This window comes from Caulobacter sp. D5 (assembly GCF_003185805.1).
Taxonomy (GTDB): domain Bacteria; phylum Pseudomonadota; class Alphaproteobacteria; order Caulobacterales; family Caulobacteraceae; genus Caulobacter.
Window position 1 is genome coordinate 1 of sequence record NZ_QHJY01000206.1, and the last position, 11,959, is coordinate 11,959.

Consider the following 11,959-nt stretch of genomic DNA (forward strand, 5'->3'; position numbering starts at 1 on the left):
GGCCCCCTCCGGCCCTCCGGGCCACCTCCCCCAGAGGGGGAGGATCTGGTCGGCGCGGCGTAGATGCTCCCCCTCTGGGGGAGCTGTCGCGGAGCGACTGAGGGGGTTTCCAGCACAATCATTTGCCGTCGCCCCCATGCGCCCCGGCGGTCGCCGCCGGATCGCCCTGCAGCTTCAGCGCCACGGCGGTCAGGATCACGGTGAGCACGATCAGGATGGTCGAGGCCGCGTTGACCTCGGGCGTCACCGAGAAGCGCACCATCGAATAGACCTTCACCGGGAAGGTCACGGTGTCGGGCCCCGCCGTGAAGAAGGTGATGACGAAGTCGTCGAGGCTGAGCGTGAAGGCCAGCAGCGCCCCCGCCACCAGCGACGGCGTCATGTGCGGCAGGATCACGTCCTTGATGGTGCGGAACTCACCGGCTCCCAGGTCGCGGGCCGCCTCCTCCAGTTCGCGGTTGAAGCTGGCCATGCGCGCGCGCACCACCACCGCCACGAACGGGAACGAGAAGGTCACGTGGGCGATGATGATCGCCCCCAGGTTCAGCGGCCAGATCATCCCCTGCGGCCAGGGCAGCACCTTGGCGAAGAACACCAGCATGCCCACGCCCATGCAGATCTCGGGCACCACGATCGGCAGGGCCAGGGCCCCGTCCACCGCCGTCTTGCCCGGGAAGCGGAACCGCCACAGGGCCAGGGCGACCATGGCCCCGAGCACGACGCTGAGCACGGTCGAGACCGCCGCGATGGTCAGGCTGTTGGCGAAGGCCTCGATCAGGCCGTCGTTGTTGAAGGCCTTCTCGTAGTATTTGAGCGTGAAGCCCTTCCAGACGATGTTGCGCCGGCTGTCGTTGAAGCTGAAGGCCATCAGGGCCACCAGCGGCGCGTAGAGGAAGATCCCCACGCCCGCCAGCCACAGCCGGATCGGCCAGCGGCGCAGGTATTCGAGCGGACCGGGCGGCGAACGCTTGGTCATCCCACGCCCTCCTTCTTCTTGCCGCGCGACAGCAGGGCCTGCACGGCGATGGCGATGAAGGTCAGGTACATCAGCAGGAACGACAGGGCCGCGCCGAACGGCCAGTCGTTGGCGCGCTTGAACTGGCGCTCGATGACGTTGGCGATCATCTGGCTGTCGGGGCCGCCCAGCAGGTCGGGCGTGAGGTACGCGCCGAGCGCCGGGATGAAGGTGATCAGGATCCCCGAGGCGATGCCCGGCAGGGCCAGCGGCACGACGATGCGGAACAGGGTGCGCAGGTGCCCGGCGCCGAGGTCGAGGCTGGCCTCCAGCAGCGACTTGTCCAGCCGGTCCAGCGCCGAATAGAGCGGCAGCACCATGAACGGCAGGTGCACATAGACGAGACCCAGGATCACCGCGAAATTGTTGTGCAGCAGCTCCAGCGGCTGGAACGTCCCCAGCGGCGCGACCTTCGCGGCCAGGGTCCAGATCCACTCATAGCCCTGGTTGATGTAGCCCTCGGTGCGCAGCACCGCGATCAGGGCGTAGGTGCGGATCAGCAGGTTCGTCCAGAACGGCAGCATGACCAGCAGCAGCAGCCAGGTCTTGGCCTTCTGCGAGGCGAAGGTGATGGCCAGGGCCACCGGGAAGCCGATGACAAGGCACAGCGCCGTCGTCAGCGCCGCCACCCAGGCCGACTTGACGAAGATCTTCAGGTACAGCGGCTCCAGCGCCCGGGCGTAGTTGGCGATCGTGCCGGTGAACGAGATCTCGGTCAGCCCGACATTGTGGCCGAAGCTATAGGCCCAGACGATCGCCATCGGCGCGACGAAGAACACCACCAGCCAGACCAGCGGCGGTCCCAGCGCGGCGGCGAACACCGCCTTGGCCTTCTTCCAGCTCTGTTCCATCGGTGGGGCTCTCTCCCTTCCCCCTTTGATGGGGGAAGGGTCGGGGATGGGGGGGTGACAGCGGTTCAGGACTTTCTGGGTCGGGGATGCCAGCAACCGCCGCAACACCCCCATCCCCAGCCCTTCCCCCATCAAGGGGGGAAGGGAGACGACGGCGCCTTAAGCCGCCCGCACGCGGGTGATGATCTCCTCGTAGAGGCTGGCCTTTTCCGCCCCTTCGAAGGCCCCGTACTCGCACTTGGACATGATGTCGGCGGGCGGGAAGATCACCTTGTTGTTCTTGTAGTCCTCCGGCATCAGCGCCTTGGCCGCGGCGTTGGGCGTCGGGTAGAGGATGGTCTTGCTGATCGCCGCGCCGGCCTGGGCGTCGAGCAGGTAGTTGATGAACTTGTGCGCGTTGTTCGGACGCGGCGCGCCCTTGGGGATGCACAGGGTGTCGGAGTTGATCAGCGAGCCTTCCTTGGGCACGACGAAGTCGATGTCGTCGTCGTCCTTCATCGCCTGGGCGATGTCGCCGTTGTACTCGAGCACCACGTCCACCTCGCCCGACAGCAGCAAGTCCTGGCCGTTGTCGTCGTGGAAAGCCTTCACGAACGGCTTCTGCTTGATCAGCATCTGCTCGATCTTCGGCAGCAGGTCGGCCGGGATGGCGTTGACCGAATGGCCCAGATACTTGGCCGACAGGCGCACCAGGTCGGCGCTTTCCGACAGTAGGCCGATCTTGCCGGCGTACTGGTTGCTGTCGAACAGCCACTTCCAGCTGTCGGGAACGCCCTTCACCTTGCTCTTGCGATAGCCGATACCCAGCACCAGCCAGGTGTAGGGCATCGAGAACTTGCGGCCCTTGTCGTAGTCCGGGTCCAGGAAGGCCGGGTCGATGTTCTTGATGTTCGGGATCTTGGCGTGGTCCAGCGGCTCCAGCATGCCGGCCTCGGCCATGCGGGTGACGAACTCGTTGGACGGCACGATGACGTCGAAGCCCGGATTGCCCGCCTTCAGCTTGGCGAACAGTTCGTCGTTGGTGGCGAACAGGCTCATGTTCACATCGACGCCCGTGGCCTTCTTGAAGTCGCCCAGGGTCGTCTCGCCGATATAGGTGTCCCAGTTGTAGAAGTTCAGCTTGTTCTCTTCACCGCCGGCCTCGCCGGGCTTTGGCTTCTCGCCGCAGGCGGTGAACGACAGGCCGATGGCCGCCGCCCCGAACGCGGTCAGCAGAGAGCGGCGCGACGCGCCCAGAATACGATTGCTCATGGCCTCGAAACTCCCTCTTTCGTTCGCATGAAGCGGACGAGGCCCCTTCCCCGCCGCCGGTTCAACCCAAAGCCTTACTTCCAACGCCTACGGTCAGGCGTTGCGCAGATACCAGTCATAGTCGAGCTGCGTGATCACCTCGAAGAACCGCGCCTGTTCGGTGCGCTTGACCGAGACGAACATCTCCACGAACCGCGCGCCCAGATAGTCGGCCAGCACGTCGGACTTTTCGAAAAGGTCGACGGCGGCGAACCAGTTGGACGGCAGGCGCACGTTCTCCTTGGCCGCGGCGGCGTAGCCGTCGCCGACCACCGCCGCTCCAGGATCGATCCTGTTGGTGATCCCGTGGTGGGCAGCCGCCAGCAGCGTGGCCATCACCAGGTACGGATTGCCGTCGGCGCCGGCCACGCGGTGCTCGACATGGCGCGTCGGCGCAGGCCCGGCCGGCACGCGCAGTGAAACCGTGCGGTTGTTGACGCCCCAGGTCGGGGCGACGGGCGCGTAGCTGTTGGCCTTGAAGCGGCGATAGCTGTTGGCGTTCGGCGCCAGGATGGCCATGCCCTCGCCCAGCAGCTGCTTCATGCCGCCGATGGCGTGCTTGAGCAGGTCGGAGCCTTCCGGATCCTCGGCGGCGCACAGGTTGTTCCCGTCCGCGTCGTTGAAGCTGACATGCACGTGGAAGCCGTTGCCGGCCCGGTCGACCCAGGGCTTGGCCATGAAGGTCGCCTCGCAGCCGTGGCGCAGGGCCACGCCCTTGGCGGCGCGCTTGTAGAGCACCGCGTCGTCGGCGGCGCGCAGGGCGTCGGGCTTGTGCTTGAGGGTCAGCTCCACCTGAGCCGGGGCGAATTCCGAGATCGCGCCTTCCAGAGGCACCCCGATCGCATCCGCCGTGTCCCACAGCTCGCGCAGGAACGGGGCGTTGGCCTCCAGCTCCGGCAGGCCATAGACCTGGATGCCGGTCGGCCGCTGGCCGGTCAGCACCGACTTGGCGGGCAAGAGCTCGCCGTTCGGGCCGCGCTCGATGTCGACGAGATAGTATTCCAGCTCGCAGGCCGCGACCGGCGTCAGGCCGTCGGCGGCGTAGCGGTCGAGCACCCGTTGCAGCACGTGGCGCGGGTCCAGATCGTTGGGCGTGCCGTCCAGCTCGTACAGCGATAGCATCACCTGGGCGACGTCGGGACCCAGCCACGGCGCCAGGGTCAGGGTGCCGGGCACGGGCCGCGCGCGGCGGTCGGCGTCGCCGTCCTCCCAGACCAGGCCCGTGTCCTCGCAATCGGCCCCGACGGTGTCGACCACCAGGATCGAGCCCGGCAGGAACCGGCCGTAGTCGTAGATCGCCTGCAGCTCGTGCACCCGCAGGCGCTTGCCGCGCGGCACCCCGGTCATCGAGGTGAAGAACACCTCGACATATTTCACCTGCGGATGGGCGGCGAGGAAGTCGCGGCATTCGTCGGGAGAGGCGACGGGGCTCATAGGAAAAACTCCCCCTTCCCCCTTGATGGGGGAAGGGTCGGGGATGGGGGTGACAGCGGCGGTTGGTGATGTTGCACGGCCGAGCCAAGGCCCGCCAGCGGTGTCACCCCCACCCCTGCCCCTCCCCCATCAAAGGGGGAGAGAAAGTGAAAACACGTCATGCCGACACCTCCCCGACAGCCACGGCGAAGGCATCCACCGCCGCGACCAGCCGGTCCACCGCCGCGTCTTCGGTGACGGGCGAGACCAGCATCATGTTGTGGAAAGGCGCGATCAGCGCGCCTCGATTGATCAGCCACAGATGCAGCGCTTCCACCGCATCGTGGTCCAGAACTTTCCGCATGGCGGCGGCGTCGCGCGGTGGCGGGTCGGCGAAGACCAGCTCCACCCGCGCCCCGACATGGACGACCGACCACGGCAGGCTGCGCGCTTTGATCACGCCGCGCAGGCCGGCCACCAGCCGCTCGGCCCCGGCCAGCATCTTGGCATAGGCCGCGTCGGTCATCACTTCCGACAGCATGGCCCGCATGGCCGCAATGGCCAGCGCATTGCCCGACAGCGTCGTGCCGATCCCAGACTGGCCCGGCCCGATGCGCGCCTGGGCCTCGTCCATCCGCGCAGACAGCTCAGCCGTCACGCCCCAGACGGCGGCCGGCACGCCGCCGGCCACGGCCTTGCCCAGCACGAAGACGTCCGGCTCCAGGCCGTGCGCGCGGGTGTAGCCGCCGGCGCCGGTCGAGATGGTGTGGGTCTCGTCGATGATCAGCAGGGTTCCGGCCTCGCGCGTCAGCTTGCGCAGGGCGTCGTGGAAGCCGGGATCGGGCAGGATCATCCCGCAGTTGGTCATCACCGGCTCGGCCAGCACGGCGGCGACGTCGCCGGGGGCCAGGGCCGCTTCCAGCGCCGCCAGATCGTTGAACGGCACGACGCGGGTCGTGGCCGTCAGGTCCTGCACCTGGCCCAGCAGGCCGGGCTTCATGACCGCCGCGCCGTCCTTCAGCACCACGAAGGCGTCCTCGACCATGCCGTGATAGCAGCCGTCGAACACCAGCACGACCGGCCGCTGCGTCACCGCCCGCGCCCAGCGGACAGCCGCGCGGTTGGCGTCGCTGGCCGTGGTCGCCGCCTGCCACAGCGGCAGGCCGAACCGCTCGGCCAGCAGCTTGCCGACGATCACCGCCGAGGCGGTCGGCAGCATGAACCCGGCCCCACGTTTGGCCTGGTCCGCCACGGCCGCCGCCACCGAGGTGTCGCCATGGCCGAACATCGACGGCGTGTCGCCCAGACAGAAGTCGTCGTAGAGCTTGCCGTCGACGTCGGTGACCTGCGCCCCCACGCCCTGGGCGGCGAAGATCGGCGAAGGACAAGCCCAGTCGCCCATCCAGTGCATAGGCACGCCCCCGCGCCACACCTGGGCGGCCGCCTTGGCCATGGCCACGCTGCGCGGATGCTCGGCCAGGAATCGCGCGCGCTCCGCGGCGATCAGGTCTTGCATCGTGTGGCGCGTGGCGACGGCGGCGCTCATGCGACCCCGCCGAAGCACAGGTACTTGGTCTCGAAATACTCATCGAGGCCCTCGGACGATCCCTCTCGGCCCAGGCCCGACTCCTTGACCCCGCCGAACGGCGCCACCTCGGTCGAGATCAGGCCTTCGTTGATGCCGACCATGCCGGCCTCGATGGCCTCGGCCACGCGCCAGCAACGGCCGACGTCGCGGCTGTAGAAATAGGCCGCCAGGCCGAAGGGCGTGGCGTTGGCCAGGGCGATCGCCTCGTCCTCGGTGTGGAACTTCACGATCGGGGCGACCGGGCCGAAGATCTCCTCGTTGAACAGACGCATGTCCGGCGTCGCGCCGGAGAGCACGGTCGGCTGGTAGAACAGGCCGCCCCGCTCGTGACGCTCGCCGCCGACCTCCACCCGGGCGCCGGCCTCGACAGCCTCCTGCACCAGGGCCTCGACCTTGATGATGGCTTTCTCGTTGATCAGCGGGCCGATCACCACGCCCTCGCCCGTGCCCGGCCCCACCTTCATCGCCGCGACCTTCTCGGTCAGCCGCGCCACGAAGGCGTCGTGGATGCCGGCCTGCACGATCAGGCGGTTGGCGCAGACGCAGGTCTGGCCGGTGTTGCGGTACTTGCTGGCGATCGCGCCATCGACGGCGGCCTCGAGATCGGCGTCGTCGAAGACGATGAAGGGCGCGTTGCCGCCCAGTTCCAGCGACAGCTTCTTCATCGTGCCCGCGCACTGGCCGTAGAGCACCTTGCCCACCGGGGTCGAGCCGGTGAACGAAAGCTTGCGCACCCGGCCGTCCTCGCACAGGGCCTTGCCGATGGCCGACGCATCCGTGCCGGTGACGACGTTGAGCACGCCGGCCGGCACGCCGGCCTCGACGGCGAGACGGGCGATGGCCAGGGCGCACAGCGGCGTTTCGGCCGCCGGCTTGACCACCACGGTGCAGCCGGCCGCCAGGGCCGGGCCGACCTTGCGGGTGATCATGGCGATCGGGAAGTTCCACGGCGCGATCGCCGCGCACACCCCGATCGGCTGCTTGATCGAGGCCAGGCGCTTCTTGGGATCGGGCGTCGGAATGGTGTGGCCGTAGCCGCGCTTGGCCTCCTCGGCGAACCAGTCGATGAAGCTGGCCCCATAGGCCACCTCGCCCTTCGACTCCGCCAGCGGCTTGCCCTGCTCGGCCGTCATCAGCCGGGCCAGATCGTCGGCGTGGGCGAGCATCAGGTCGCTCCACCGGCGCAGGATCGCCCCGCGCTCCTTGGCCGTCCGCGCCGCCCAGCCCGGAAACGCCCGGTGCGCGGCCTCGATGGCGATCCGCGTCTCGGCCGCGCCCAGCTCGGCGACGTCGGCGATCGTCTCGCCGTCGGCCGGATTGGTGACGGCGAAGGTCGCATCGCCTTCGATCCACAGGCCGTCGATCAGGGCGGCGGTTTCGACAAGGTTCAGGGCGGTCATGTGGGGCTACCTCAGCGTCACGGACACCGACTTCAGGTCGGCGTACTTGTGCAACGCATGAAGGCTGCGGTCACGGCCGAAGCCCGACTGCTTGAAGCCCCCGAACGGCATGGTGATGTCGCAGGCGTCCCAGCCGTTGACCCAGACGAGCCCGGCCTTCAGCTTCCGCGCGCCCTTCAGCCCGCGGTTGATGTCGCTGGTCCACAGGCCGGCGGCGAGGCCATAGACCGTGTCGTTGGCCAGGGCGAAGGCCTCTTCCTCGGCGGTGAAGCTCAGCACGCCCAGGACGGGTCCGAACACCTCTTCCTTGGCCAGGCGGTGCTCCGGCTTCACGCCGTCGAAGATCGTCGGCTCGACATAGAAGCCGCCGGTCTCAGTGCGCACTTGGTTCCCGCCGAGCACGGGCTCGCCGCCCTCCTCGCGGGCCTTGTCGATATAGGAAAGCGCGGTCTGCATCTGCCGCTCGCTGACCATGGCCCCAAAGCCCGTCTCCGGATCCAGCGGATCGCCGACCTGGATGGTCTTGGCGACCGCGACCACCTTCTCCAGGAATTCGTCCTTGATCGAGGCCTCGACCAGCAGGCGCGAGGCGGCGGTGCAGACCTCGCCCTGATTATAGAACACGCCCCAGGCGGCGGCCTGGGCGGCCGCATCCAGGTCCGGGCAATCGGCGAAGACGATCTGGGGCGACTTGCCGCCCAGCTCCAGCGACACGCGCTTGAGATTGCTCTGGGCCGCATATTCCATCAGCCGCCGGCCGGTGGGGCCAGAGCCGGTGAAGGCGATCATGTCGACGTCCATCGACCGGGCCAGGGCCTGGCCGGCGATCGCGCCGAAACCGGGGACCACGTTCAGAACCCCTGCCGGGAGCCCGGCTTCGAGAGCCAGCTCGCCCAGCTTCAGCGCCGTCAGCGGCGACTGCTCGGCCGGCTTCAGCACAACCGAATTACCCATCGCCAGGGCCGGTGCGACCTTCCACATCGCCATGTGCAGCGGGAAGTTCCACGGCACGATGGCCCCGATCACCCCCAGCGGCTCGTGGGTGGCGAAGGACAGGCGATCGGCCGGCGAAGCCCCGACCTCGCCATAGACCTTGTCCAGCGCCTCGGCGTACCAGCGGGTGGTGTTGATCGCGAGCGGGATGTCGACGGCTCGGGCGTCACGGATCGGCTTGCCGACGTCCAGGCTCTCCAGCAAGGCCAGCGCCTCGGCGTCGCGCTCCATCAGTTCGGCCAGGCGGAACAGCACCTTCTTCTTCTGGCGCGGATGCAGGTCGCGCCAGCGGCCGTCCTCGAAAGCGGCGCGGGCGGCGGCCACGGCGCGATCGACATCGGCCCCGTCGCAGGCGGCCACCCGGTTCAGCACCCTGCCGTCGCGCGGCCCGACATTGGGGAACGTTCCGCCCGAGACCGCCTCGACCAGAGCGCCGTCGATCACCGCCCAGCCGGGAAGGGCCAGGCGGCGCAGCTGTTCGGAGATGGACGCGGGAACGGTCACGCGGAAAGCCTCATCGAATTGTGATCACAGTTTGCGCCGCCATCGACCCTGTCAAGCCGGACTCGGCGCCGACCGCCGCCCGCATCTTGTCCATGCCTTCGGACAGGTCAGCGGCGATGGCGCGGCGGGCGCCGTCGGCGTCGCGGGCCTTCAGGGCGTCCATGGCCTCGGCGTGACGGTCGGCGGGCAGGCTGCCGGTGCCGACCCGGCCGAACACCACCCGCATGAACGGCCCGATCTGCAGCCACAGCCCGCCGGCCATGGCCAGCAGCACCTCGGCCCCGGCCCGCTCGTAGATGGCGAAGTGGAAAGCGTGGTTGGCCACCATGTAGCCGTCGACATCGCCCACCCGCAGCGCATCTTCCAGCTCCTGGTCGATGAGCTTCAGCTTGCGCACCAAGGCTTCGTCGGCCCTGGGCGCGGCGCGGGCGGCCAGCTCCGGCTCGATCCACCGCCGCGCCAGCTCCAATTGCTCCAGCCGTTCGGCGCTCAGCGACGGGACGGACAGGCGCTTGTTGGCCGGGTTGATCGCCAGGGCCCGCTCGGCCACGAGCCGTCGCACGGCGTCGCGCACGGGCATGGGACTGACCCCCAGCTCGGCCGCCAGGCTGCGCAGGGAAACCCCGACACCAGGGGCGATCTTGCCGGTGATCAGGGCCTGGCGGATGGAGTCGTAGACCTGGTCATGCACCGCCGTGGAATCGGCCAGGGGACGGCGCGTTTTCGGCTCGGCCATGTCCCCTCCTCTCCGCGACGCATTCCAGGGCTTGCCAGCTAGCCGATAATTGCGATCACAATGCAAGGTCTCGCGAAGGACCTTCCCCATGCCCGACTTCGGCGCCAACGACCTCGACGCCTACTGGATGCCGTTCACGCCCAACCGGCGGTTCAAGGCCAATCCGCGCCTGCTCGCCTCGGCCAAAGGCATGCACTACGCCACGCCCGACGGCCGCCAGATCCTCGACGCCACCTCGGGCCTGTGGTGCGTCAACGCCGGCCACGGGCGCGAGCAGATCACCGAGGCGATCCGCAAGCAGGCCGGCGAGATGGACTATGCGCCGAGCTTCAACCTCGGCCACCCGCTGGCCTTTTCCTTCGCCTCGCGCCTGGCCCAGGTGACGCCGAAGGGCCTGGACCGGATCTTCTTCACCAACAGCGGCTCGGAGTCGGTCGACACCGCCCTGAAGATCGCGCTCGCCTATCACCGCGCCCGCGGCAAGGGGACCAAGACCCGGCTGATCGGCCGCGAGCGCGGCTATCACGGCGTCGGCTTCGGCGGGATCTCGGTGGGCGGCATCCCCAAGAACCGGATGTACTTCGGGTCCCTGCTCACCGGCGTCGACCACCTGCCCCACACCCACGGCGTCCCCGAGAACCTGTTCAGCCAGGGCCAGCCCAAGCACGGCGCGCATCTGGCAGACGACCTGGAACGCATCGTCGCCCTGCACGACGCCTCCAACATCGCCGCCGTCATCGTCGAGCCGGTCGCGGGCTCGACCGGCGTGCTCGTGCCGCCGGAAGGCTATCTGCAGAAGCTGCGGGCGATCTGCGACAGGCACGACATCCTGCTGATCTTCGACGAGGTGATCACCGGCTTCGGCCGGGTCGGCGCGCCCTTCGCCGCCGACCGCTTCGGGGTGACGCCCGACCTCCTCTGCATGGCCAAGGGCCTGACCAACGCCGCCGTGCCGGCCGGCGCCGTGGCCGCCAGCACCGCCATCTACGAGGCCATGCTCGACGGCGCCGACAGCCCCATCGAGCTCTTCCACGGCTACACCTATTCAGGCCACCCGCTGGCCTGCGCGGCGGGCCTGGCGACCCTGGAAATCTACCAGAGCGAGGGCCTCTTCGAGCGCGCCCTGGCCATCGAGCCCTACTGGCGCGCGGCCGTCCATTCGCTGGCCGACGCCCGCCACGTGATCGACATCCGCGACTTCGGCCTGATCGCCGGCATCGAGCTTTCGCCCCGTCCCGGCGCCCCGACGGCCCGGGCCATGGAGGCCTTCGAGGCGGCCTTCGACCAGGGCCTTCTGATCCGCGTGACCGGCGACATCATCGCCCTGTCGCCGCCGCTGATCATCGAGGAAGCCCAGATCGACCGTGTGGTGGAGACGATCCGAAAAGTGCTTGCCGCCGTCGACTGAACGGCGCGAGCATTCGGGCGACCTCGGAGTCCCCGCACATGCTGCCCGCCCTCGTCGCCGCCTGGCTTCTCGCCGGCGCCGAGCAACCGCCGCCGAAACCGCCCCGGCCTGCGCCGCCGGTGTTCGTCACGGCCAATCACGGCCTGACCTTCCGCTCGCCGCCGGGGGCCACCTACTGCCCGCTGCCGGAAGACTTTCACGGCAGCGACCATGGAACCGACCTGCTGCTGAACGGCGGCCTGTGCACGGGGCCGGGTTTCCCGTCCGTCGGCCGCTTCGTCGACACCAAGGGCGTGGCGGCGATCATGGTCTATTACGGCTACGACCCCGACGCTGGAGAAGACGAGCCGCGCCGTCGCCCGCCCTGCCGCAAGGTCGCCACGGTGCGCCTGCTCGGCGCCGACCGCCCCGTCTGCCGCGAACGCTACGAAGGCCGCATCTACTATTCGGTCGAGGCCAAGTACCGGGCCGACGCGGCCAGGGAGGTCAGCCTGTCGCTGCTCACCACGCCCGAGCGCCTGAAGGCCGACCTGGAAACCCTCCGCGCCTTCGCCGCCACCGTCCAGACCTGCGCCGCCCCCTGGGAAGGCATGGAGCCCGTCGGCGTCGGCCCGCCCTGCCCGAAGGACGGGGTGTTTTTCTAGAAGGCTAGACCCTCCCCCTGAAGGGGGAGGTGGCCCGGAGGGCCGGAGGGGGAAGCCGCTGCTGATCTGCCGCGATCACTTCCCCCTCAGTCGCTCCGCGACAGCTCCCCCTTCAGG

10 protein-coding genes are annotated in these 11,959 nt (G+C 68.9%); 2 read left to right on the forward strand and 8 right to left on the reverse strand.

Features of this window, described 5'->3' with window-relative positions:
• Window positions 1-118 precede the first annotated feature (118 nt).
• From DMC18_RS14415 to DMC18_RS14450, 8 genes are all read right to left on the reverse strand, one after another.
• Complete coding sequence (locus DMC18_RS14415; RefSeq protein WP_110118287.1) at window positions 119-976, reverse strand: ABC transporter permease; 858 nt, start codon at window positions 974-976, stop codon at window positions 119-121.
• A complete protein-coding gene (locus DMC18_RS14420; protein WP_110118288.1) occupies window positions 973-1,866 on the reverse strand; it encodes an ABC transporter permease in 894 nt (297 codons plus the stop codon). Before DMC18_RS14420 ends, DMC18_RS14415 begins: the two co-directional genes overlap by 4 nt.
• 159 nt (window positions 1,867-2,025) lie before the next feature.
• Window positions 2,026-3,117, reverse strand: a complete 1,092-nt coding sequence (locus DMC18_RS14425) for a PotD/PotF family extracellular solute-binding protein (protein ID WP_110121424.1) — start codon at window positions 3,115-3,117, stop codon at window positions 2,026-2,028.
• Between the two features lie 93 nt (window positions 3,118-3,210).
• A complete protein-coding gene (locus DMC18_RS14430; RefSeq protein ID WP_110121425.1) occupies window positions 3,211-4,590 on the reverse strand; it encodes a glutamine synthetase family protein in 1,380 nt (459 codons plus the stop codon).
• Between the two features lie 157 nt (window positions 4,591-4,747).
• Window positions 4,748-6,115, reverse strand: a complete 1,368-nt coding sequence (locus DMC18_RS14435; protein WP_110121426.1) for an aspartate aminotransferase family protein — start codon at window positions 6,113-6,115, stop codon at window positions 4,748-4,750.
• Window positions 6,112-7,557, reverse strand: a complete 1,446-nt coding sequence (locus DMC18_RS14440) for an NAD-dependent succinate-semialdehyde dehydrogenase (RefSeq protein ID WP_110121427.1) — start codon at window positions 7,555-7,557, stop codon at window positions 6,112-6,114. Before DMC18_RS14440 ends, DMC18_RS14435 begins: the two co-directional genes overlap by 4 nt.
• A gap of 6 nt (window positions 7,558-7,563) precedes the next feature.
• Window positions 7,564-9,054: an aldehyde dehydrogenase gene (locus tag DMC18_RS14445; protein ID WP_110121428.1), complete on the reverse strand. Its 1,491-nt coding sequence runs from the start codon at window positions 9,052-9,054 to the stop codon at window positions 7,564-7,566.
• Window positions 9,055-9,064: 10 nt separating this feature from the next.
• A complete protein-coding gene (locus tag DMC18_RS14450; RefSeq protein WP_110121429.1) occupies window positions 9,065-9,790 on the reverse strand; it encodes a GntR family transcriptional regulator in 726 nt (241 codons plus the stop codon).
• Between the two features lie 88 nt (window positions 9,791-9,878).
• Here DMC18_RS14450 and DMC18_RS14455 point away from each other — a divergent pair, with 88 nt between their 5' ends.
• Both DMC18_RS14455 and DMC18_RS14460 read left to right on the forward strand, forming a co-directional pair.
• Window positions 9,879-11,198, forward strand: coding sequence for an aspartate aminotransferase family protein (locus tag DMC18_RS14455; RefSeq protein WP_110133035.1), 1,320 nt, complete (start codon window positions 9,879-9,881; stop codon window positions 11,196-11,198).
• A 38-nt stretch (window positions 11,199-11,236) separates the two neighbouring features.
• Window positions 11,237-11,842 carry a hypothetical protein gene (locus tag DMC18_RS14460; RefSeq protein ID WP_110121430.1) on the forward strand — a complete coding sequence of 202 codons (606 nt, stop codon included), beginning with the start codon at window positions 11,237-11,239 and terminating at the stop codon, window positions 11,840-11,842.
• Window positions 11,843-11,959 lie beyond the last annotated feature (117 nt).

Excerpts from the sequence above, each read along its gene's own strand:
- DMC18_RS14425 (WP_110121424.1), bottom strand. The coding sequence starts at position 3,117 with ATGAGCAATCGTATTCTGGGCGCGTCGCGCCGCTCTCTGCTGACCGCG.
- DMC18_RS14435 (WP_110121426.1), bottom strand. The coding sequence starts at position 6,115 with ATGAGCGCCGCCGTCGCCACGCGCCACACGATGCAAGACCTGATCGCC.
- DMC18_RS14430 (WP_110121425.1), bottom strand. The coding sequence starts at position 4,590 with ATGAGCCCCGTCGCCTCTCCCGACGAATGCCGCGACTTCCTCGCCGCC.
- DMC18_RS14460 (WP_110121430.1), top strand. The coding sequence starts at position 11,237 with ATGCTGCCCGCCCTCGTCGCCGCCTGGCTTCTCGCCGGCGCCGAGCAA.
- DMC18_RS14415 (WP_110118287.1), bottom strand. The coding sequence starts at position 976 with ATGACCAAGCGTTCGCCGCCCGGTCCGCTCGAATACCTGCGCCGCTGG.
- DMC18_RS14420 (WP_110118288.1), bottom strand. The coding sequence starts at position 1,866 with ATGGAACAGAGCTGGAAGAAGGCCAAGGCGGTGTTCGCCGCCGCGCTG.
- DMC18_RS14450 (WP_110121429.1), bottom strand. The coding sequence starts at position 9,790 with ATGGCCGAGCCGAAAACGCGCCGTCCCCTGGCCGATTCCACGGCGGTG.
- DMC18_RS14440 (WP_110121427.1), bottom strand. The coding sequence starts at position 7,557 with ATGACCGCCCTGAACCTTGTCGAAACCGCCGCCCTGATCGACGGCCTG.
- DMC18_RS14455 (WP_110133035.1), top strand. The coding sequence starts at position 9,879 with ATGCCCGACTTCGGCGCCAACGACCTCGACGCCTACTGGATGCCGTTC.